Genomic DNA, 20,842 nt, shown 5'->3' with positions numbered 1-20,842 from the left:
TCCTGATCGTGCGTATGGAAGGGACACCGTTGGCCCCACTCGTCGGCGCCACTGTGATGGGCACAACAAAGTGTTATTTACTGGAAATTGTAGGTCAGCCCGGCCTGCTGAACTAACAGTTACGCAGGCCCCTGCCCAGGGCTTCACCGGACGGCAGCTCTAAGCTGTCCAAGTTCGGCCCCATGCCACGACATTGTGGTTTCGGGCCCTTCGAGCGGTGGCTCTGCTGCCCTGCCTTGGCCGGCGCCCTACTTGCTGCTGCCGGTTTCCGGTGCCGTTCCGGTGGCTGTGCTGCCGGAGGGTCCGGAAGCCGCTGCGTCCGTGCCTGGCTTGCTGCCGGCCGGTGCTGCCTGGGCCTTCTCCGCGGGGACGGAAGCAGCCCTGGAACCGCTTTGGTTATCAGGGAGATTATCACGCGATTCACTATCTGAGACAACAGAGTCCGCATCACGGACCTCTTCGGTTGCGCGTGTGGCATCTCCCGGCGCATCCGCGTCCGCGGCCTTTTCCACCGCTTTGTCCGCGGGCTTCCGGCCCGGAAGGTACACCGTGTCCGGCTCCGTACGCTTCTTCAGGCCCAGCAGGATGAAGGCCACCAATGCCAGGACGAAGACCAGGATGCTGGTCCAGACGTTCAGCCGCGTGGTGATCCCGAACAGCGAAACCTGCTCGGCGTCGTCAATGCGCATGGCCTCGATCCACACACGCCCCAGCGTGTAGTACATGGCGTAGAGCCAGAAGAGCCGGCTGCGGCGGAAGTTGAAGCGGCGGTCCAGGACAAGCAGGATCACGACGCCGGCAATGTTCCACAGCGATTCGTAAAGGAATGTGGGGTGGAACAGCGTGTCCGCCGGGACTCCGGCGGGGAAGTTGGGGTTGTCCGCATCAATCTGCAGGCCCCAGGGCAGGGTGGTGGGACCGCCGAAGAGTTCCTGGTTGAACCAGTTGCCCCACCGGCCAAGGGCCTGGGCCAGGAGCAGTCCCGGTGCTGCAGCGTCCAGGAAGGCGGAGAGCTTGACGCCGCTGCGCCGGCAGCCGATCCAGGCACCGATGACGCCGAGCACCACGGCACCCCAGATGCCCAGTCCGCCGCGCTGGATCTGCGGAATCAGCGACAGGTCGCCGGTGCCGTCGAAACCCGGGCCGAAGTAGGCGTCCGGAGATGAGAACACGTGGTAGAGCCGGCCGCCGATGATGCCGAACGGGATGGCCCAGATGACAATGTCCCAGACGCTGCCTTCCGGAGCTCCGCGCTTCGCCCAGCGGACGGATGTAAGCCAGAGGCCTGCGATGATGCCGGCCAGGATGCACAGGGCGTAGGCGTGGATGCGGAGGGAACCCCACGGCAGGGGGATGTCGAATCCAGACCAGCCAGGACTGGGAATGCTGGCGGGAACCAGGGTGGGCGCCAGTTCGGCGGCGGCGAGGAAGCCCTGCATCCGCTTAGGCTTCTTTCCCGGTGTGGCCGGTTTCCCGCGCCAGGCCCGTGCTGAGGTCCTTGGTAAGGGCTGCGACGGCGTCAACACCGCCGTCGCGGACGGCCGCCACCAGTGCGGTGCCCACAATGACGCCTTCGGCGTACGCACCGATCTCGCGGACCTGGTCGGCGGTGGAGACACCCAGGCCCACGCAGACGCGCTCCGCGCCGGCGGCGTGGGCCGCAGACACGACGTCCTTGGCGGCGGAGCTCACGGAGCTGCGCGCGCCGGTGACGCCCATGATGGATACGGCGTAGACGAAGCCGCGGCTGGCGTCGACGGTGCGCTGCATGCGCTCGGCGGTGGACGACGGCGCTACCAGGAACACCCGGTCCAGGCCGTACTTGTCGGACGCTTCAAACCAGTCGGCGGCCTCGTCCGGGATGAGGTCCGGGGTGATGAGCCCTGCTCCCCCGGCCTCGGCGAGGCGACGGGAGAATTCGTCCACGCCCATCCGGACCACGGGGTTCCAGTAGGTCATGACCAGGACGGCGGCATCGGTCTTGCTGGTGATGCCTTCCACGACGTCGAAGACCTGCCGGACGTGGAAGCCGTTGGCCAGGGCCTCGGTGGTGGCGGCCTGGATGACCTGGCCGTCCATCACGGGGTCCGAGTACGGGATGCCGATCTCGATCAGGTCTGCGCCGTTCTCGGCCAGCGCGATGCCGGCGGCAATGGTCTGCTCCACGGTGGGGTAGCCGGCGGGGAGGTATCCGATCAGCGCGGCGCGGCCTTCGGCGCGGGCCTTGTCGATGGCCGCTGCGGACTTGCTGGTGGTCTGTGCCTGACCGGCCGCCTGTGCGCTGCTCACAGCTGCTCCCCTTCTTTGCCGATTTCCGATTCGGCAGAATCCTTGTCCAACAGGTCGAACCATTCAGCGGCCGTGGCCACGTCCTTGTCACCGCGTCCGGAGAGGTTGATGATGATGATCTTGTCCGCGGCAGCTTCGCCGCCTTCAGCCGCCTCGGCGGCAAGCCGCTGGCCCACCTTGATGCCGCCGGCCAGGGCGTGCGCAGACTCGATGGCGGGGATGATGCCCTCGGTGCGGCACAGGACGCGGAACGCCTCCATCGCCTCACTGTCGGTAATGGGCTCGTAGCTGACCCGGCCAATGTCGGACAGGTAGGAGTGTTCCGGTCCGACGCCGGGGTAGTCCAGTCCGGCGGAGATGGAGTGGGACTCGATGGTCTGGCCGTCGTCGTCCTGCATGAGGTAGGAACGGGCACCGTGCAGCACGCCCGGCTTGCCGAGCGTGATGGTGGCGGCGTGCCGTCCGGTTTCCACGCCGTCGCCGCCGGCTTCGAAGCCGTAGATCCTGACGGACGGGTCGTCGAGGAAGCCGTGGAAAATGCCGATGGCGTTGGAACCGCCGCCGATGCAGGCGCAGACGGCGTCCGGAAGGCGGCCGGTCTGCTCGAGGATCTGGGCGCGGGCTTCCTCGCCGATGACCTCGTGGAAGTAGCGGACCATGGCGGGGAACGGATGGGCTCCCGCGGCGGTGCCCAGCAGGTAGTGGGTGTTTGCCACGTTGGCCACCCAGTCGCGGAGGGCCTCGTTGATGGCGTCCTTCAGGGTCTGCGAGCCGCTGGTGACGGGGATGACCGTTGCGCCGAGCAGCTCCATGCGGGCCACGTTGAGCGCCTGGCGGCGGCAGTCCTCGGCGCCCATGTAAACGACACACTCAAGTCCCAGCAGCGCTGCGGCCGTCGCGCTGGCAACGCCGTGCTGCCCCGCGCCGGTCTCGGCGATGATGCGGGTCTTGCCCATCCGCTTGGCCAGCAGGGCCTGCCCCAGGACATTGTTGATCTTGTGCGAACCGGTGTGGTTCAGGTCCTCGCGCTTGAGGAAGACGCGGACTCCCCCGGCGTGCTCTGAGAAGCGCTTCGCTTCGGTGAGCAGTGAGGGCCGGCCGGAGTAGTTCTTGTTGAGGTCTGCGATCTGGGCCCGGAAATCGGGATCGTTCCTGGCCTTGTCGAAGGTTTCCTCGAGCTCGTCCAGGGCAGCGATGAGCGATTCAGGCATCCAGCGTCCGCCAAAAGACCCGAAGTACGGCCCCGGGGCGTGCCGGAGGGAGCCGTCCTGCAGGAATGCTTCTGCGGCTTTGTTGTCAGCGTTTCCTGAAGGTGCGTCGGCCATCAGTCCCGTCCTGTTCCAGTAGTTCGATCAAAGTATGGGTCCGGGCTGGGCCGCCCGGGCTGTTGTACCGCGCCAATGGACCGGCTGTGGCAGCCCGTCCGGCTGCCGTCAGTCGTGTGCCGGTCAGCCCCGGGCCGCGATGGCGGCAGCACCGGCGGCGGTGAACTCCGCGATGCGCTCCAGCGGCGTGGAATGGCTGACCAGGGCCTCGCCCACCAGAATGGCGTCGGCGCCGCTGGCGGCGTAGTGCGTGACGTCGTCCACGTCGCGGACACCGGACTCGGCCACCACCACTGCGCCGGTCGGAATCCGGCCCGCGAGGGAGGCGAACACGGACCGGTCGACGTCGAGCGTCTTCAGGTTGCGCACGTTGACGCCGATGATGCGGGCGTTCGCCGCGGCGGCACGGTCGATTTCCTCTTCCGTGTGCGTTTCCACGAGGACGTTCATGCCAAGCTCATGGCTGAGCGCGCTGAAATCAGCCAGTTGGGCGTCGGACAGCGCGGCGACGATCAGCAGGATCAGATCCGCACCGTGCGCCCGGGCTTCCCAGATCTGGTACTCATCCAGGGTGAAGTCCTTGCGCAGCAGCGGGATGTCGACGGCGGCGCGGACGGCATCGAGATCGGCAAGGGAGCCATTGAAGCGGCGCTGTTCGGTGAGGACGCTGATGACGGCGGCACCGCCGTCGGCGTACTGCCGTGCGAGGGAGGCGGGATCGCCGATACTGGCGAGGTCCCCCTTGGAGGGGCTCCGTCGCTTGATTTCGGCGATGACCTTGAGCTGGTCGCGCGACGGTGAGGGTCCGCCCAGTGCCGCCCAGGCGTCACGGGCGGGCGCGGCAGCCTGCGCGAGGTCCTTCAGTTCAGCCAGGGAAACGAGCCGCTTCCTGGCCTCCATATCCTCCCGGACACCGGCGTTGATGTCGTCGAGAACAGTTGCCATCAGTGGCCGGAGTTCTTGAGCTTGCTGCCCTCGACGCCGTAACCTGCCTTGCGCATGACGTAACCGAGGAGCAGGCCCACCACCATGACCACGCCCCCTGCGATGAAGATGGGGGTGTTGGCGATGACGAAGGCGATGGACATGATGAGGGCACCGACGAGCATGACGATGACGCAGGTCCATGCGGCGGGGCTGTTGCCGTGGCCCAGCTCCTGGCTGTGGTCAATGGCGCCCGGGGCTACCTGGCGGGTGCCGGACTTGGAAACGGACGCAGGTGCTTTGCTCATGGAAAATCTCCTCAGGGTGGATACTGCTTACATTCTGCCATTTTTTGGCCGGTGATCCGGAACCGGCCCGCTGCCCTGCGGGCCAGGACCGGCGGCCATCTGCCGGATCAGGTGGGGTCGTCGCCGCGCGAGAGCCTGTCCCAGCTGTCGATCTCATCCACGGGGCCGCTGGCCCCAGCAGTCCCGGCCACGGCGCGGGCGTCATATTTGGTCCGTACGGCCCAGTGGCGGGACGCAGGAAGGATCAGCAGCCCGCCCAGGGCAAGAAGGCAACCGGCCACGACGGCGAGCACCGGGAAAGCGGTGAGCGCCACCTGGGCCTGGGTGCCGGTGACGCCCGTGGCCGCTCCGATGGATCCCTGCGACGCCGCCAGCGGGTCGGCCAGAACGGTCCCCGCCGCAGCGACGATGCCGGCCGAGGCCAGGACGATGATGGCGGCAATGATCCAGCGGGCGATCCTGCCGGCGATGGCTGCCGCGAGCCCGCCTGCCAGGGCCACCAGGGCCAGGGCCGTCACCGCGGTGGCAGCCTTGCTGCCCTGGACCTGCAACGGCTCCTGGCCGGCGCCGGCCTGGCTGGGGTCCAGGGTGACGGTCATCCAGGTCTGGGTGGTGGTGCCGAAGACAGCCAGGGCCAGGACGGCGATGAGCAGCACCACAGTGGACTTCCGCGCCCACGCCGGAGCTGCCGCCCGGGTTTTCAATGCCTGGTCCGGTGCGGGACTTGGGTCAGGCATCAGAAATCGCCGCCGGGCAGGGAGTCGGCCGCGATGTCATGAAGGGAACCGGCGGTGTGCACTGCCCGCAGCGGGGCGGCCGCCTTGTTGACGGTCTCGAGTGCTTCGGTGGGGTTCACGGAATCTGCCACGATGCCGCCGCCGGCCTGGACATAGGCCCGGCCTTCCCTGACCAGGGCGGAGCGGATGGCGATGGCCATGTCCATGTCCCCTGCGAAGTCCAGGTAGCCCACCACGCCGCCGTAGATGCCGCGGCGGTGTGGTTCCAGCTCGTCGAGCAGGCGCAGTGCCCGCGGTTTGGGGGCGCCGGAAAGCGTACCGGCCGGGAAGGTGGCCTTCAGGACGTCGTAGGCTTTCGCGGCCGGTGACAGCTGGCCCACCACGGTGGATACCAGGTGCATGATGTGGCTGAAGCGTTCCACTTCCATGAACTGGGTGACGTCCACGGTTCCGGCAACGCAGACCTTGGAGAGGTCGTTTCGGGAGAGGTCCACCAGCATGAGGTGCTCGGCGCGTTCCTTCTGGTCCGCGAGCAGTTCCTCCGCCAGGGCCTTGTCAGCCTCGACCGTCTTACCGCGGGGCCGGGACCCTGCGATGGGGTGGGTGATGACCTCTTCGCCGGTGACCGTCACCAGGGCTTCGGGTGAGGACCCCACGATTGAGTATTCCCGGCCGTCGGCGTCTTCGAGGCTGAAGATATACATGTACGGGCTGGGGTTGGTGTTGCGCAGCACGCGGTACACATCCAGCGCGGAAGCCTTGCACTCCATTTCGAACCGGCGCGAGATGACCACCTGGAACACTTCGCCGTCAACGATCGCCTCCTTGCCGCGGTCAAGCGCCGCCAGGTAGTCGTTTTCGTCCCAGCGTTCCTGGACACTGGAGGCAAAGTCCAGGGCGGCGGGAGCAAGCACGGAGACCGGCTGCACCACCGGGGTGCTCACCTTGGCCAGGAGCGCCTTGACCCGTGCCACGGCATCGTGCCAGGCCTCGTCCACGCGCTCAGTGCTGTTGTCGAAATTGATGGCGTTGGCGATCAGCAGGACAGTACCGTCCACGTTGTCGTGGACGGCCATGTCGGTGACCAGGTTGAGCGCCATTTCCGGCAGGTGGAGGTCGTCCTCGGGAGGGCTCACCAGCCGTTCCCAGTGCCGCACGGTTTCCCAGCCGAGGAAGCCCACCAGCCCGGACGTAAAGGGGGGCAGGCCGTCGAACCGGTCAGTGCGGAGGGCATCGATGGTGTCACGGATGGCGTCCACGGGGCTGCCATCCACGGGTACGCCCGCCGGCGGTTCACCCAGCCAGTGCGCCTGGCCGTCCTTGGTGGTGAGCGTGGCACGGGATTTCGCGCCAATGAAGGAGTAGCGGGACCACGTGCCGCCCACGGCAGCGGATTCCATCAGGAACGTGCCGGGTTGGCCCTGCGCCAGCTTGCGGTACAGGCCGATGGGGGTTTCGGCGTCCGCCAGCACCTTCAGTTGTACCGGAATGACCCGGCTGTGGCCGGCCAGCTCCCGGAATTCCTCAAGGCTGGGGCTGATGGTTCCAAGGTCCTGCATGGCTATGCTTTTCCGCCTGTTCTTAGAAGGGCCGGCTGCGCCGGGCGCCTGAAGTTCTGCGGGGAGCCGTGCTCCCCTCCTGCCGGGTGGGCCTGCGGTGCGGGGCTCAGTCGTTGGCCGCGGGCACCACGTCCAGGCCCCTGCCGTCGAAGCAGGTCCTTGTACCGGTGTGGCAGGCGGCACCCACCTGGTCCACCCGCACCAGCAGGGCGTCGCCGTCGCAATCCATGGCTACGGACTTGACCCACTGGACGTGGCCGGACGTGTCGCCCTTGCGCCAGTACTCCTGGCGGGACCGCGAGTAGAAGGTCACCCGGCCGGTGGTCATGGTCCGGTGCAGCGCTTCGTCATCCATCCAGCCGAGCATAAGGACTTCGTTGGTGTCGTACTGCTGCACGACGGCGGCCACAAGGCCTGCGTTGTCACGCTTCAGCGCGGCGGCAAGCGCCGCCGGAAGGGGGCTCGCCGGTGCGGAGGTTTCCGGGGTACTCCCGGCGGCGCCGGGCAAGGCAGCGCCGGGCAGGGCGGCACCGGTGGCTTGGGCGGTGGTTTGTACGGGGGCAGGCTGCTCAGACATCAGGTCAAGTCTAGTGCCTTGGCCAAAGCCGGACCCGATGTGAACAACGGCACGCCAGCCGCACGGGCCTCGCTGCCCAACTTCGGGCCTCTCATGCTAGTTTTCCAAGTGATGCATTTCGTCGAACCGTCCCGAGAAGTCCTGGCCGAAACCTTGCTTGCGGCCGGCCCTGACGCGCCCACGCTCTGCAAGGGGTGGCGCACCAGGGACCTCGCCGCGCACCTTTACCTGCGCGAGCGGAAGGCCGCCGTGGGGCTTGGCCTGATCATCAAGCGGTTGGCCAAAGCCTCAGACCAGGCCACGGCGAAACTGGCCGCGAAGCTGACCAACACCGAGGACTACGCCGGCCTGGTCAATACCTTCCGTGCCGGTCCCCCGGCGCTCTCCCCAATGAGCATCAGGGCCTTGGATGAGAGTGCCAACCTGATCGAGTACTTCGTGCACACCGAGGATGTCCGCCGGGCCGTCGACCGCTGGGCGCCCCGCGCCCTCGACGAGGCCTACTCCGACGCGCTTTGGGATGAGCTCGTCAAGCGCGCAGCCATCCTGTACCGCGGCGTGGACCTTGGCATCGTACTGGTCCGGCCGTCCGGGCCCCGCCACGTAGCCAAGCGGGCACCGGTATCGGTGGCCATCGTTGGCGAGCCCGGCGAACTCCTGATGCACGCCCACGGCCGAACCCGCCATGCCCTGGTCACCTTCGAAGGCCAGCCAGACGCCGTCGCGCTCCTCCAGTCAGCCGAAGTCGGCCTTTAAAATCCGGGCCCACGCCCGCAGGGTTCCCTGCCCGGAGCGAAGCGACGTTAGGGAGCTGGTGGGGATCAGCGGACTTCGAAGCCGGCCTTCCTGATAGCGTCCTTGACCTGGTGCATCATGTCGTTCGGGCCCCAGTGGAAGATCGAGGCGGCCAGGACGGCGTCAGCCCCCGCCGCCACAGCGGGCGGGAAGTGGGCGGGCTCCCCTGCGCCGCCCGAGGCGATCAGCGGAACCTTGACGGCAGCACGGACCATCCGGATCATTTCCAGATCAAAGCCATCCTTGGTTCCGTCCGCGTCGATGGAGTTCAGCAGGATTTCGCCAACCCCGCGGTCGGCTGCCTCCTTCGCCCACTCGATCGCGTCGATCCCGGTACCGGTCCGTCCGCCGTGGGTGGTCACTTCGAAGCCCGACGCCGTGGGCTTGGATCCGGGACGGGTACGGCGGGCATCCACGGACAGGACGAGGACCTGGGAACCGAAGTGCCGGGTGATCTCGTCGATGACATCCGGGCGGGCGACGGCGGCGGTGTTGATGGCGGCCTTGTCCGCGCCGAACCGCAGGAGCTTGTCCACCTCCGCCACGCCGCGGACGCCACCGCCAACGCACAGCGGAATGAAGACTTCCTCGGCGGTACGGCGGACCACGTCAAAGGTGGTCTCGCGGTTTCCTGAGGACGCCGTGACGTCGAGGAAAGTCAGTTCGTCGGCCCCCGCATTGTCGTAGCGGTGAGCCAATTCGACGGGGTCGCCGGCGTCGCGGAGGCCCTCGAAGTTAACGCCCTTGACGACGCGACCGGCGTCAACATCAAGGCAGGGAATGACACGGACTGCTACTGCCATGGGTGCTCCTGGAGAAATCTGCGGTGCTGTGGGGGGCCGGCGCTAAATGCGGCAGGCGTGGATGCTGCTGACCAGGATGGCGCGGGCGCCGAGATCGTACAGTTCGTCCATGATCCGGTTGGTTTCCTTCTTGGGCACCATGGACCGGACGGCCACCCAGTCGGAGTCACGCAACGGTGACACAGTGGGCGATTCCAGTCCGGGGGTCAGGGCAGCCGCTTTTTCCACCAGTTCCTTGCGGATGTCGTAATCCATGAGGACGTACTGGCGGGCCACCAGGACGCCCTGGAGGCGGCGGATGAGGACGTCGACTTCCTTGGCGGTGCCGTTGGTTGTGCCGCCGGTACGGCGGATCAGGACGGCCTCGGACTTGAGGATGGGATCGCCGAAGATTTCCATGCCGGCGGCCTTGAGGGTGTTGCCCGTTTCCACGACGTCAGCGATGGCATCGGCGACGCCCAGGCGGACTGAGGACTCCACCGCCCCGTCCAGGCGCACCACTTTGGCGTTGATGCCGCGGTCGGCGAGGTAGCCCCGGAGCAGGCCGTCGTAGCTGGTGGCCAGGCGCTTGCCGTCGAGTTCCTCGGCGGAGGTAAAGTCGCCCACGGGTCCGGCGAACCGGAAGGTGGAGGCTGCGAATCCCAAGGGAAGCAGTTCTTCGGCTTCCACCTCGGCGTCCAGCAGGAGGTCGCGGCCGGTGATGCCGACGTCGAGGGTTCCCCGGCCTACGTACACGGCGATGTCGCGCGGGCGGAGGAAGAAGAACTCGATATCGTTGTCCGGGTCCACCATGACCAGTTCGCGGCTGTCGCGGCGCTGGCGGTAGCCCGCCTCAGACAGCATCGCGGAGGCGGCTTCGGACAGGGATCCCTTGTTGGGGACGGCAACTCGCAGCATTGGGGTGTTCTTTCTGGATGAAATGTCTGGGTGTTCAGGCAGTGCAGGCCACGGCTGGACCGGCGGCAGGGTGCGCGCCGGGCCGGTGGCTACAGATGCTTGTAGACGTCTTCCAGGGTCAGGCCTTTGGCGAGCATCAGAACCTGCAGGTGGTACAGCAGCTGGGAGATTTCCTCGGCCGCGGCTTCATCGGATTCATATTCGGCAGCCATCCAGACTTCGGCTGCTTCCTCAACGACTTTCTTACCGATGCCGTGCACACCGGAGTCCAATTCAGCGACGGTGCGGGAGCCTTCCGGGCGGGTGGCTGCCTTCTCGCTGAGCTCAGCGAACAGCGTCTCGAAATTCTTCACGCCCACCAGCCTACTTGCTGCGGCACGGCGGGCGCTTCCCGGGCCGTTCCATGACGGACGCGATGTGAGCGAATACACACCGCGCCCGCCCGTGGCTTTCGGCACTGCCCGGTGTCGAGCGGCTACGTGTACTGCTTGAGGACGACGGCGGTGGCCAGTGCCGCGGTGACGGCCTCGTGCCCCTTGTCTTCCTTGGAGCCGGGCAGACCGGCCCGGTCCAGGCCCTGCTGTTCGGTGTCGCAGGTGAGGACGCCGAAGCCCACCGGCACTCCGGTACGGACGCTGACGTCGGTGAGTCCCGACGTCGCTGCCTGGCAGACGTACTCGAAGTGCGGGGTACCGCCACGGATGACGACGCCGAGCGCCACCACGGCGTCGAAGTGCGGCGCGAGGCGTGCGGCCGCTACCGGCAGCTCAAAGCTGCCGGGTACGCGGATGACCGTGGGTTCGTTGATGCCGGCGTCCTTGGCCGCCCGCAGGGCGCCATCCAGGAGGCCATCCATGATCTGGGTGTGCCAGCTGGCCGCGACGATCGCGAGCCGGAGCTGCGACGTTTCGGCCGGGTTGAGGGTGGTGAGGTCGATATCGGGGGCGCCGTGTCCGCTCATGGGTGCGAGGTGTCCGTTCAGTCTGGTGGTTCAGTGGGGTGGTCGGGTCAGTCTTGTTCATGGCGGAACGGAGCGTCAGGGCCCGGCACCGGAACGGGGTCGGCCCCGGTGTCCAGCAACAGCCGGTGTTCCATGCGGTCCTTCTTGGTCCGCAGGTACCTGATGTTCTGCTCGCGGGACGGCACCTCGGTGGGAACCATCTCCACTACCTTGACGCCGGCCTTGGCAAGCCGGTTCTGCTTGTCCGGGTTGTTGCTCAGCAGCCGGACCTCGTGCAGGCCCATCTCGGCGAGCACCTGGGCGGCGGCCTTGTAGCAGCGCGCATCCACCGGCAGGCCCAGCTGTTCGTTGGCTTCGACGGTGTCGAAACCGGCTTCCTGCAGCGCGTAGGCCTTGATCTTGTTGGCCAGGCCGATGCCGCGGCCTTCCTGGCCGCGCAGGTACAGCAGAGTGCCGCCGTGTTCATGGATCAGTTCGAGGGCGTAGGCCAGCTGCTCGCCGCAGTCGCATCGGTACGAGCCGAAGACGTCACCGGTCAGGCATTCCGAGTGCAGCCGCACCAGCGGCGCCTTCCCGTCGCTTGGCGGGTTGGGCGAACTGACGGCCAGGTGCTCCACGCCGGTCACGAGGTCGGTCCATGCCTGCGCCACAAAGTCACCGAAAGCGGTGGGAAGCTGCACAATGGGACCGCCGATGACGGGGTGTGGAGCCCCACCGTTGCCGGTGTGGTGCTTCCGGTGACCGTTCTGGCTGTCCTCGCTGGCTGCCGATGCCGTCATCGCTTCTCCTCTTCTCCGCCCGGAACAGTCCGGACATTCTGATCCAGGCCTCCCCCGGTCCCGGCTTCAAGATACGCCACCAGGTCCTCGATGGAGACCAAAGGGCACCCATGTTCCGCTGCGAACGAACGGAGCCCGTCCAGGCGCATCATCTCACCGTCGTCGTACACCACTTCCGCGATGACGCCGACCGGTTCGAGTCCCGCCAGGCGGCACAGGTCCACCGCGGCCTCGGTGTGGCCCTGGCGCTCCCGCACACCTCCGTCAACCGCGCGGAGCGGAAAAATATGCCCCGGGCGGGTCACTGACGCCGGGAGGGCCTGCGGATCCGCAAGGACGCGTGCCGTGAGGGCGCGGTCAGTGGCGGAGATGCCGGTGCTGACACCGATGGCGGCGTCGCAGGACACCGTGTAGGCGGTGCCTTTGGCGTCCTCGTTGACTGCCGTCATGGGCGGCAGTTCCAGGGCGTCTGCCCGCTCTCCCGTCAACGGCACGCAGATGACGCCGGAGCTGTAGCGGATGGTCCAGCCCATCAGAGCGGGCGTGGCGTGCTGGGCTGCGAAGATGATGTCGCCTTCGTTTTCCCGGTCCTCGTTGTCAACCACCAGCACCGGCTTTCCCGCCGCCATGGCGCGGACGGCGTCCCCGATGGAATCCAGTCCGCGGGTGGGAACCACGGCCGGCACAGCTCCGGGTTCCAGGCGCGCAGTCGCGTTCACAGGGCACCACCCGGTGCTGCCGCAACGCTGCCCCCGGTCTCGGTGCCGGCTCCCTCGGTACTGGCAGTGCGGAACGAGAGCAGCCGTTCGGTGTACTTGGCGAGGACGTCCACTTCCAGGTTGACCCGGCTTCCGGTGGTCTTGGTGCCAAGTCCTGTCTCGGCCAGGGTGGTGGGGATCAGGCCCACTTCGAACCAGGGCTGTTCCTCCGCCGCGACGCTGACGGCCGTCACGGTGAGGGAGACGCCGTCGATGGCGATGGAGCCCTTCTCGGCAATGTAGCGGGCCAGGTTGGCGGGTACACCGAAGCGGAGCCGCTCCCAGTTGCCCTGCGGCTCGCGTTCCAGGAGGACGCCGACGCCGTCCACGTGGCCCTGCACCACGTGGCCGTCCAGCCGCCCTCCTGCGGGGACGCACCGTTCCAGGTTGACGGCGTCGCCTGCGGCCAGTTCGCCGATGGTGCTCCGGACCAGGGTTTCACCCATGACGTCGACGCTGAACTCCTTGCCGTCGATGTCCGTCGCGGTGAGGCAGACGCCGTTGACGGCGATGGAGCCGCCCAGGGCGAGTCCTTCGGTGGTGCCGGGGGCGCGGAGCCGGACGGTGGCGCTGATATCGCCCTCGCGCTCGACGGCGAGCACCTCTCCCTGTTCGGCGATTATTCCGGTAAACATCAGTAGCCTCCCTGGGCTTGTCGCGCAGCTTCGCGGGACGGTTGTGGGTCAAGTGCAACGTGGCGTTGCGGTTTCAGGTGAAGTCTCAGGTCGCGGCCCAGCGTGCGCACGGCGCCGCCGTCGGAAGCGTCCCACTCCCATTGCTGGGCGTCCGGGAGGGTGCTGATTCCCAGCCCGTCCAGCGAGGAGGTTCCGGAACCGAGGAGTGTGGGTGCCAGGTAGACGATCAGTTCATCCACCAGCCCTGCCGTGAGGAACGCACTCAAAATCCGTGAACCGCCTTCCACCATGACGTGGCGGGTACCGGACGCGTACAGGGTGGTCAATGCCTCGCGGGGGTCCCGGGTGGGAAGGTGGACGGCCAGGCCGTCGTCGCCCAGGATTGCGGCGTCGTCGGGAATGTCACGCAGGCCCATGACGGCGCGGACCGGCTGCCTCGCTGCCGGGTTGCCCGAGGCGTCGCGGGCATTCAGCCGGGGATTGTCCACCGCGACGGTCTGGGTTCCCACCAGGATGGCGTCGATGCGGCTCCGGATCCCGTGGTTGTCGGCCAGGGATTCCGGGCTGGAGATCCACTGGCTGGTGCCGTCTTCGGCGGCGATGCGTCCGTCGAGGGTTTGGGCGATATGGAGGGTGGTGAAGGGCCGCTTTTCTGCTACGGCCTCGAACCACCGGCGGTTCAGTTCCAGGGATTCCGCTGCCGCCAGGCCGCTGCGGACCGAGATACCGGCGTTGCGCAGGGTTGCCGCTCCGCCGGCGGCAGGGTCGTGGGGATCGTCCACGGCGTAGACAACATCGGTGATACCGGCGGAGATGATCGCTTCCGTGCAGGGTCCGGTCCGGCCAACGTGGTTGCAGGGTTCGAGGGTCACCACCATGGTGCAGCCGGCAAGGTCCACGCCCGCTTCCAGGGCGCGGGCCACGGCATCAGCCTCGGCATGGGCGGTGCCCGCGCCGCGGTGGTATCCGGTGGCAAGTTCGCGGCCGTCAGGGCTTACGACGACGGCGCCCACCAGGGGGTTGGCGCCGCGCGGCCCCTGCAGGGCTGCTTCGAGGGCGTGCTCCATTGCCTGGACTTCAGCGGGGGTGAAGGGCGCGGCCACCCGGAGTTCGGCGGCCATCAGAGCTTCACCCTCGGGTCCGGAAAGGCGGTTTCCACCGAGGCCGGCTGCTGTTCGCGCCCGCCAGCTGCGCCACCCCGGCGGGAGGCATTCCACCAGACAAAGAACCCGGCGAGGGTGAAGAAGCCGTAGAAGAGGTACATGAAGGCGCTGGCGTAGTAGCCGGCGCTGAACAGGAGCGGGACACCCACGATGTCCACGGCCACCCACATCAGCCAGAACTCGGTCCAGCCCCGCGCCATGCCGTAGGTGGCCAGGAGCGATCCCACGAAGGTCCAGGCGTCGGCCCACACCGGCGGGTAGGACCCGAGGGAGTCAAACAGCGGGGTCAGGGCAACGGTGCCGGCCACCAGCGCTGCCGCGAGGATGAGCCGTGTCCGGTTGCTGGCCCATTGGGGCACGACGGCGGTGTTCCCGCCACCGGCGCTCCGGCCCTGCTTCCAGCGTTGCCAGCCATAGGCAGCCACGGCGATGAACATCACCTGCCGGCCGGCCTGCCCCCACAGGGTGGCCGGTGTGGCGGAGCCGAAGACGTTCCCCAGGAACACCGTAAGCAGCAGCAGGTTGCCGACAATGCCCACGGGCCAGGCCCAAACTTTGCGCCGCATGCCGCCGAATGCACTTGCCAGGCCGAAAATGTTGCCCAGCACTTCTCTCAATATCAGGACAGATCCCCCCACGGGGATCTGAGCGTCAAAGAGCCATCGCAGGAGGTCCATGTCTGTGTGTCGTTCCTTCCCTGTCAGAACCGCGATGGCTCCGGGGGTATACGACAGCAGAACGCTTCGGAGCCCAAGGGCGCCGAAGATACAGCTGTACGTGCTTCTCTCATCCAGACTTTAACTGTCGGTACCGGAATTTCACCGGTTCAACCGGTCACCGGGGCTTCGCCTGGCCTGCCAGGAAAAACCATCGGTTCGCGGGTCGCGGACTGTCACCGCCGGTTCGGACTTACACCGACCCCGGAGCACGTATGTGTGTTGTTATTGTGCCACAACCGGGTGTGGCTTCTTCTTATTCCGCCGTCGCCTTCCGTAACGAACGGCTGCCTTCTTCGCGGAGCCGTTCGATGGCGGCGGCGGGGTCGTCGGCCCCGTAGACAGCGGAGCCGGCTACGAACACGTTGGCTCCGGCTTCCGCGGCGCGGGTGATGGTTTCCTCGGTGATCCCGCCGTCCACCTGGATGGCCACGCCGATGCCCGAACCGTCAATGGCGGCGCGGGCGCGGCGGATCTTGGGGAGGGTGACGTCGAGGAAAGCCTGGCCGCCGAAACCGGGTTCCACGGTCATGATGAGCAGCATGTCCAGCTCGGACAGCATGTCCAGGTACGGCTCCACGGCCGTGGATGGCCGCAATGCCATTCCGGCTTTCGCACCCCTGCTGCGGAGTTCACGGGCCAGCTTGATGGGCGCGATGGAGGCCTCTGCATGGAACGTGACAGAGGCCAGGCCCGCGTCCGCGAAACCAGGCGCCCAGCGGTCGGCGTCCGCGATCATCAGGTGGGCGTCCAGGGGAACCGGGCTGACCGCCTGGATCCGCTGAACCACCGGCAGTCCGATGGTGAGGTTGGGGACAAAGTGGTTGTCCATGACGTCCACGTGCACGGCGTCGGCGTTGCTGATGCGCTTCAGCTCGGCCTCAAGGTTGACGAAGTCGGCCGAGAGGATGCTCGGGTTGATGCAGCATTGCGTCACGGGGATGCCTTTCGAAGGGTGGCTGGGGTGCGTGTGCCGAAGGGTGGCGTCAGGCCTTTTTCCGGATGAGGGCCAGGAACATGGCATCGGTGCTGTGGACATGGGGCCATAGTTGCGCGGTCAGTTCATGCCCTGCACCCAGGTTTCCGGTGAGGCTGACGGCGTCGAGCGCGGCCCCGGCGTCAAGGAGTTCCAGGTCATCACGTTTCCGCAGGGCGTCCGACACCACGGCGGTGGTTTCGGCGGGATGCGGCGAGCACGTCACGTACGCCACGACTCCCCCGGGCCGGACAGCTGCCAGTGCCGAAGTGAGCAGGTCGCGCTGCAGCGGCCCCAGGTCCGCGAGGTCCTTGGGCGAGCGGCGCCAGCGGGATTCAGGACGGCGGCGCAATGCCCCCAAACCGCTGCAGGGAACATCCACCAGGACGCGGTCAAAGGACCCTGACTGCTCTGCGCCAACCTCGCGGCCGTCCCCGGTGCGCACCTGCCAGGTGTCGTCCGGGACGGCGGACAATGCCTGTTTGACCAGTTTCGCGCGGTGCGGTGCGGGTTCGTTCGCCAGCAACGTGGCGCCGCGTTCCCGGGCCAGCGCGCCGAGCAGGGCCGCTTTCCCGCCCGGTCCGGCGCAGAGGTCGAGCCAGGCCTCAGGCGCTGCGGCATCGGACGCGGCGGTTCCCAGCACCACCGCAGCCATTGCACGGGCCACCAGTTGCGAGCCGACGTCCTGTACCCGGGTGGTGCCTGCGCGAACCGAGGACAACCGTCCCAGGTCTCCACCGCTGGACAGCGCGGAGCCTTCAACCAGTTCACCCGGTGTAGCGCCGTCTTCAAGCGCTTCGTCAAGGTTCCCCAGTCCGGGAAGAGCCACCAGGTTGACCACCGGGGCTGCGTTGTCCGCCTCGAGCAGTGCGTTGATTTCCCCGACGGGACGGCCGTGGGCCACCAATGCCTGGCGCATGGCCCGGACGATCCATTCGGGATGGGCATGGCGGAGTGACGCGATGCGGGTTTCATCGGTTTCGTCCGCTACCAGGAGGTCCAGCCACTCATCCAGGCTGTGGGCGCTGACCTTGCGAAGGACCGCATTAATCAGGGCGGAGGGTCCTGCACCTATGACGGCGCGGGCGAGGCCCACCGTCTGGTCCAGCGCCGCGTGGGCCGGGACGCGCATGGCAAGAAGCTGGTGGACGCCGATGCGCAGCGCATCCAGGACTGCAGGGTCCAGCTGGTCCAGCGGCCGGTCGACGCAGCGCGCCAGGACGGCGTCGTAGGTCCCTTGTCCCCTCAGCGCGCCGTAGCTCAGTTCCGTGGCGAACCCGGCGTCGCGCTTGTCCAGCCGGTGCTGCCGGATCCGGGCCGGCAGGACGAGGTTGGCGTAGGCGTCCTCCTGCGCAACGGCGCGGAGTACTTCGAATGCCACGAGCCGGGCGGGGTCCGCCCGGCGCGTGCGCTGTGCGGGCGCGTTTTCGGTGAAGTTCCGCTGCGGGCCACGGTTCCGCTCCCGGCCCTGGGCGTCGCGGCGGCTGTTGTCCCGCGGGCCGCCCTGGCCACGGCCGTTTTGGCTCGCGCCACGCCCCCGGCCGGACGGGCGGCCCTGCTGTGCACCACCGGAATTCGTACCGGATCCACTCATTCGAACACCACGCCTTCCAGCGAACCAATGCCGCGGGCCCAATCGGGCGCGGCCATCATCTTTTTTCCGGCGGGCTGAATGCGGGTCAGCTCCACAGCGTGGGAACCGGTACCCACCAGCACGCTCTTGCCGTGAACCGCCAGGGCACCCGGTGCGAGGTCCACAACATCCGGACGCAGCCGGACAGGATCGAGCTTTACACGCTGGCCGTCCAGGAGCGTCCAGGCTCCGGGCTCGGGGGTGGCACCACGGGCCTGGCGGCCGATCGCCAGGGCCGGCTGCTGCCAGTTCAAGTGCCCGTCTTCCAGGGTGAGTTTCGGCGCCAGCGATACGTCTCCGGCCTGGGGCACCGCAGATGCCTTGCCGGTTTCGATCGCGGACAGCGTCTGGGCCAGGAGGACGGCGCCGCTGTGCGAGAGCCGTTCCAGGAGTTGGCCGGCCGTGTCTTCCGGGCCGACGGACTCGGTGAGGGTGCCGAACACCGGTCCAGTGTCGAGTCCCTTCTCCAGCTGGAAGGTCACCGCGCCCGTGACGTCGTCGCCGGCCATCACCGAGCGTTGCACGGGTGCGGCACCGCGCCATGCGGGCAGCAGCGAAAAGTGCAGGTTGATCCAGCCGTGGCGGGGAATGGCCAGGGCTGCGGGGGGAACCAGCCCGCCGTAGGCAACGATGGCTGCGACGTCGGGGGCAGCAGCCGAGATCTGTTCGACGGCGTCGTCGTCAACCTTTGCAGCGTAGATGACATCCAGCCCCAACTCGAGGGCCCGCGCAGCAACCGGCGACGGCGTGAGGACGCGTTTACGCCCAACCGGAGCGTCCGGGCGGGTCAGTACGGCAACGACGTCGAATCCGGCCTCGATGAGGGCATCCAGGGAGGGAACCGCGACGGCGGGAGTCCCCGCGAACAGGACCCTCACCCGGCGTTGCCAAAACTGGAGCCGGAAGACAGTCCCGGTGCACCGGGCCCGCCGAAGCTCGCTCCACCGAAGCTGGATCCCACGGTCTTGGCGCGCTTGGCTGTGGTGCGCTCCGTGACGGAGTCGTAGTTGGCGTTGCGGATGGAGCGCAGGGCGGCCTTCCGGTCCTCCCCCTCCAGCCGGTCGGTGTAGAGGATGCCGTCCAGGTGGTCGTTCTCGTGCTGGAAGCAGCGGGCCAGCATGCCCTCGCCTTCGATGGTGACGGGGTTGCCGTGCATGTCCACGCCGGTGACGCGGGTGGAGCGGAAACGGCGTACGGGGAAGCCCAGGCCCGGGATGGACAGGCAGCCCTCCACATGGTCCGGCTGGTAGTCGTCACTGTTTTCGAGCACGGGGTTGATGATGTGCCCTTCAACGCCGTCGATCCGGTAGGTGAAGACGCGCTTGCTGACACCGATCTGGGGCGCGGCGAGGCCGGCACCTTCCACGTCTTCCATGGTTTCGGTCATGTCGGCGACCAGCTTGGCAAGTTCAGGCCCGAATTCCGTCACAGGATCGGCCACAGTGCGGAGCACGGGATCGCCGATGATGCGGATATTCAGAATAGCCATGCGCGGATTTTCCTCACGGTTGGCGGTAATGGGACCAATCCAGTTTAGGCGCTAGGCGGTGCGGGCCTGGGCCAGCGGCGGAGGGGCGATAGGGAGCAGGGCGGTGCCGGCACTGGTGGTGTCTGCCGAGAGCTCCCACACGCGCCGCAGGGCGCAGAACTTCCACCAGTGGTGTTTGAGGACCTCGGGGTTGGCCCGCACCGGGCGGACCTCCGTTTCCCCGATGGCTACCGCCAGCAGGACCGGGTCTTCCCCGTACTTCCACGGTTCCCAGGTACCCGCCACCGGATCCACCAGGCTCTCCTCGGCCTTCATGCCGGCCACCAGCTGCATCACCACTTTGTCGTCGAGGGACTTGACCTGGCCGTCGCGGGTGGTGCCTTTGGTTTTGTAGTCGATGAGGCAGATGCGGCCATTGATCCGCGCCACCAGGTCCAGGGTGCCGGCGTACCCCACTGCCTTGTTCCACACAGTGATCTCCGGAGCAATGGGCTCCACGCGGAAAAGCTCCCACCATTCATCGAACCGCACGGCGAAGGCTTCCTCCCCGTTGGCAGCCAGCGCTTCCCGCGCTTCCTTCATGGCATGCGGGCGTCCCAGGGCTCGCAGTGCAACCTGCTCGCAGTACGTGTGGACACGGTCCCCGCGGCGCGCGGCATCGTCCCGATACGTCTCAGCGGCCTTGGCCGCCCGGTTGATGGCCTGCTTGATCTTCGACGGGCTCCCCAGGCAATCGGACAACAGCGGGTCCTTGGCCAGGCTGCTTGCCCCCATGTAGCCAAACCAGCCGTCAAGGCCGTGCGGCTGCTGGCTGATGACTGTGGTGATGGAAGGCACGGAGAACTGCTCCGACGTGGACCGGGCATACATCCGGCCGTATTCGGTGGCATGGGCGAGGAGCGGATCAGTCATACAAAAGACTCTTTCACAGGGGGCCGACAAAATCTCCGGGAGCCAGGCCCGGGCATAAAAAAGGTCCGCCTCCGCTGCTGATGAGCGGAAACGGACCTTCTGCGGTGGGCGATACTGGGTTCGAACCAGTGACCTCTTCGGTGTGAACGAAGCGCGCTACCACTGCGCCAATCGCCCCGATGCATTTGAATGCTAGCCCACCCGGTGGCCATTTCAAAAATCGGCCTCCAGCTCCCAAAGACAACCCCCGAAGATGTCCCGCTTTCGTGGCCCATCCCTTGGATACGTGCCGCACATTCCTGCATTCCGCGGCGGAATGGGCGGCAGGGAACGCACGAATTACACGCTTGTAAGTCCCGGCATTCCGCGCCGTTGCTGGGATGCAGGGGCATCAGCGAAGCAGCCGGATCAGCCGATTTGGACTTTCCCGGAACCTCCTATATTGTTTTTACTCGTTGGAAGCGAGGAAATGCCGAATCGGCAAGGAATCGAACCTCCAAACTGCGGACGTAGCTCAGCTGGTAGAGCACCACCTTGCCAAGGTGGATGTCGCGAGTTCGAATCTCGTCGTCCGCTCGCAGGACACTGTCACGGCAACGGTTGCTA

General features: G+C 67.1%; 23 protein-coding genes, 2 tRNA genes and 1 riboswitch. Of the genes, 2 read left to right on the top strand and 23 right to left on the bottom strand.

What is annotated here, in order from left to right:
• Positions 1-248 precede the first annotated feature (248 nt).
• The 8 genes from lgt to hisI form a co-directional block, all read right to left on the bottom strand.
• Entirely contained in the window at positions 249-1,439 is a 1,191-nt protein-coding gene (gene lgt / locus ACP3TD_RS09250) for a prolipoprotein diacylglyceryl transferase (protein ID WP_426766957.1), read from the bottom strand.
• A gap of 4 nt (positions 1,440-1,443) precedes the next feature.
• Positions 1,444-2,289, bottom strand: coding sequence for a tryptophan synthase subunit alpha (trpA, locus tag ACP3TD_RS09245; RefSeq protein WP_426766955.1), 846 nt, complete (start codon positions 2,287-2,289; stop codon positions 1,444-1,446).
• Complete coding sequence (trpB, locus tag ACP3TD_RS09240) at positions 2,286-3,614, bottom strand: tryptophan synthase subunit beta (RefSeq protein WP_426766953.1); 1,329 nt, start codon at positions 3,612-3,614, stop codon at positions 2,286-2,288. The genes trpA and trpB overlap by 4 nt, the downstream gene beginning before the upstream one ends.
• 123 nt (positions 3,615-3,737) lie before the next feature.
• Positions 3,738-4,559: an indole-3-glycerol phosphate synthase TrpC gene (trpC, locus tag ACP3TD_RS09235; protein WP_426766952.1), complete on the bottom strand. Its 822-nt coding sequence runs from the start codon at positions 4,557-4,559 to the stop codon at positions 3,738-3,740.
• A complete protein-coding gene (locus ACP3TD_RS09230) occupies positions 4,559-4,846 on the bottom strand; it encodes an HGxxPAAW family protein (protein ID WP_015936888.1) in 288 nt (95 codons plus the stop codon). The genes trpC and ACP3TD_RS09230 overlap by 1 nt, the downstream gene beginning before the upstream one ends.
• A gap of 107 nt (positions 4,847-4,953) precedes the next feature.
• On the bottom strand, positions 4,954-5,583 hold the full coding sequence (locus ACP3TD_RS09225; RefSeq protein ID WP_426766950.1) for a Trp biosynthesis-associated membrane protein: 630 nt from the start codon (positions 5,581-5,583) through the stop codon (positions 4,954-4,956).
• Positions 5,583-7,142 (bottom strand): anthranilate synthase component I, encoded by a 1,560-nt coding sequence (locus tag ACP3TD_RS09220; RefSeq protein ID WP_426766949.1) that lies wholly within the window; start codon positions 7,140-7,142, stop codon positions 5,583-5,585. The genes ACP3TD_RS09225 and ACP3TD_RS09220 overlap by 1 nt, the downstream gene beginning before the upstream one ends.
• A 106-nt stretch (positions 7,143-7,248) precedes the next feature.
• A complete protein-coding gene (gene hisI, locus ACP3TD_RS09215) occupies positions 7,249-7,719 on the bottom strand; it encodes a phosphoribosyl-AMP cyclohydrolase (RefSeq protein WP_426766948.1) in 471 nt (156 codons plus the stop codon).
• A 111-nt stretch (positions 7,720-7,830) separates the two neighbouring features.
• Here hisI and ACP3TD_RS09210 point away from each other — a divergent pair, with 111 nt between their 5' ends.
• The gene (locus tag ACP3TD_RS09210; RefSeq protein ID WP_043794572.1) at positions 7,831-8,475 is read left to right on the top strand and encodes a TIGR03085 family metal-binding protein; all 645 of its coding nucleotides are present in this window, start codon (positions 7,831-7,833) and stop codon (positions 8,473-8,475) included.
• 65 nt (positions 8,476-8,540) lie between these two features.
• Here the strand turns inward: ACP3TD_RS09210 and hisF are convergent, their stop codons facing one another.
• The 15 genes from hisF to ACP3TD_RS09135 form a co-directional block, all read right to left on the bottom strand.
• Entirely contained in the window at positions 8,541-9,317 is a 777-nt protein-coding gene (hisF, locus tag ACP3TD_RS09205; protein ID WP_426766947.1) for an imidazole glycerol phosphate synthase subunit HisF, read from the bottom strand.
• A 42-nt stretch (positions 9,318-9,359) separates the two neighbouring features.
• The gene (hisG, locus tag ACP3TD_RS09200) at positions 9,360-10,214 is read right to left on the bottom strand and encodes an ATP phosphoribosyltransferase (RefSeq protein ID WP_426766945.1); all 855 of its coding nucleotides are present in this window, start codon (positions 10,212-10,214) and stop codon (positions 9,360-9,362) included.
• Between the two features lie 89 nt (positions 10,215-10,303).
• The gene (locus ACP3TD_RS09195; protein ID WP_015936881.1) at positions 10,304-10,567 is read right to left on the bottom strand and encodes a phosphoribosyl-ATP diphosphatase; all 264 of its coding nucleotides are present in this window, start codon (positions 10,565-10,567) and stop codon (positions 10,304-10,306) included.
• 122 nt (positions 10,568-10,689) lie between these two features.
• Entirely contained in the window at positions 10,690-11,175 is a 486-nt protein-coding gene (gene ribH / locus ACP3TD_RS09190; protein ID WP_045730399.1) for a 6,7-dimethyl-8-ribityllumazine synthase, read from the bottom strand.
• Between the two features lie 47 nt (positions 11,176-11,222).
• Positions 11,223-11,954, bottom strand: coding sequence for a GTP cyclohydrolase II (gene ribA, locus ACP3TD_RS09185; protein ID WP_426766943.1), 732 nt, complete (start codon positions 11,952-11,954; stop codon positions 11,223-11,225).
• Positions 11,951-12,673 carry a 3,4-dihydroxy-2-butanone-4-phosphate synthase gene (gene ribB, locus ACP3TD_RS09180; RefSeq protein ID WP_426766941.1) on the bottom strand — a complete coding sequence of 241 codons (723 nt, stop codon included), beginning with the start codon at positions 12,671-12,673 and terminating at the stop codon, positions 11,951-11,953. Before ribB ends, ribA begins: the two co-directional genes overlap by 4 nt.
• A complete protein-coding gene (locus tag ACP3TD_RS09175; RefSeq protein ID WP_426766940.1) occupies positions 12,670-13,347 on the bottom strand; it encodes a riboflavin synthase in 678 nt (225 codons plus the stop codon). Before ACP3TD_RS09175 ends, ribB begins: the two co-directional genes overlap by 4 nt.
• The gene (gene ribD, locus ACP3TD_RS09170) at positions 13,347-14,468 is read right to left on the bottom strand and encodes a bifunctional diaminohydroxyphosphoribosylaminopyrimidine deaminase/5-amino-6-(5-phosphoribosylamino)uracil reductase RibD (RefSeq protein ID WP_426766939.1); all 1,122 of its coding nucleotides are present in this window, start codon (positions 14,466-14,468) and stop codon (positions 13,347-13,349) included. The genes ACP3TD_RS09175 and ribD overlap by 1 nt, the downstream gene beginning before the upstream one ends.
• Positions 14,468-15,187: a nicotinamide riboside transporter PnuC gene (gene pnuC / locus ACP3TD_RS09165; RefSeq protein WP_426766938.1), complete on the bottom strand. Its 720-nt coding sequence runs from the start codon at positions 15,185-15,187 to the stop codon at positions 14,468-14,470. The genes ribD and pnuC overlap by 1 nt, the downstream gene beginning before the upstream one ends.
• 96 nt (positions 15,188-15,283) lie before the next feature.
• Positions 15,284-15,443, bottom strand: a riboswitch (FMN riboswitch).
• A gap of 39 nt (positions 15,444-15,482) precedes the next feature.
• Positions 15,483-16,163, bottom strand: a complete 681-nt coding sequence (rpe, locus tag ACP3TD_RS09160; RefSeq protein ID WP_426766937.1) for a ribulose-phosphate 3-epimerase — start codon at positions 16,161-16,163, stop codon at positions 15,483-15,485.
• A 49-nt stretch (positions 16,164-16,212) separates the two neighbouring features.
• Positions 16,213-17,796: an RsmB/NOP family class I SAM-dependent RNA methyltransferase gene (locus ACP3TD_RS09155; RefSeq protein WP_426766935.1), complete on the bottom strand. Its 1,584-nt coding sequence runs from the start codon at positions 17,794-17,796 to the stop codon at positions 16,213-16,215.
• The gene (gene fmt / locus ACP3TD_RS09150; protein WP_426766933.1) at positions 17,793-18,713 is read right to left on the bottom strand and encodes a methionyl-tRNA formyltransferase; all 921 of its coding nucleotides are present in this window, start codon (positions 18,711-18,713) and stop codon (positions 17,793-17,795) included. The genes ACP3TD_RS09155 and fmt overlap by 4 nt, the downstream gene beginning before the upstream one ends.
• Positions 18,710-19,324, bottom strand: a complete 615-nt coding sequence (gene def, locus ACP3TD_RS09145; protein WP_426766931.1) for a peptide deformylase — start codon at positions 19,322-19,324, stop codon at positions 18,710-18,712. Before def ends, fmt begins: the two co-directional genes overlap by 4 nt.
• A gap of 51 nt (positions 19,325-19,375) precedes the next feature.
• Positions 19,376-20,236 carry a cytochrome gene (locus ACP3TD_RS09140; RefSeq protein WP_426766929.1) on the bottom strand — a complete coding sequence of 287 codons (861 nt, stop codon included), beginning with the start codon at positions 20,234-20,236 and terminating at the stop codon, positions 19,376-19,378.
• Positions 20,237-20,341: 105 nt separating this feature from the next.
• Positions 20,342-20,413: transfer RNA gene (locus tag ACP3TD_RS09135), tRNA-Val, on the bottom strand.
• A gap of 326 nt (positions 20,414-20,739) precedes the next feature.
• Between ACP3TD_RS09135 and ACP3TD_RS09130 the strand changes: the two genes are divergently transcribed.
• Positions 20,740-20,812, top strand: a tRNA-Gly gene (locus tag ACP3TD_RS09130).
• The last annotated feature ends 30 nt before the right edge of the window (positions 20,813-20,842 follow it).

The sequence above is a fragment of the Pseudarthrobacter sp. 1G09 genome (genome assembly GCF_050038305.1).
GTDB classification, from domain to species: Bacteria; Actinomycetota; Actinomycetes; order Actinomycetales; family Micrococcaceae; genus Arthrobacter; species Arthrobacter equi.
The sequence above is the reverse complement of the archived record's forward strand: the minus strand, read 5'-3'. Positions and strand labels throughout refer to the sequence as shown.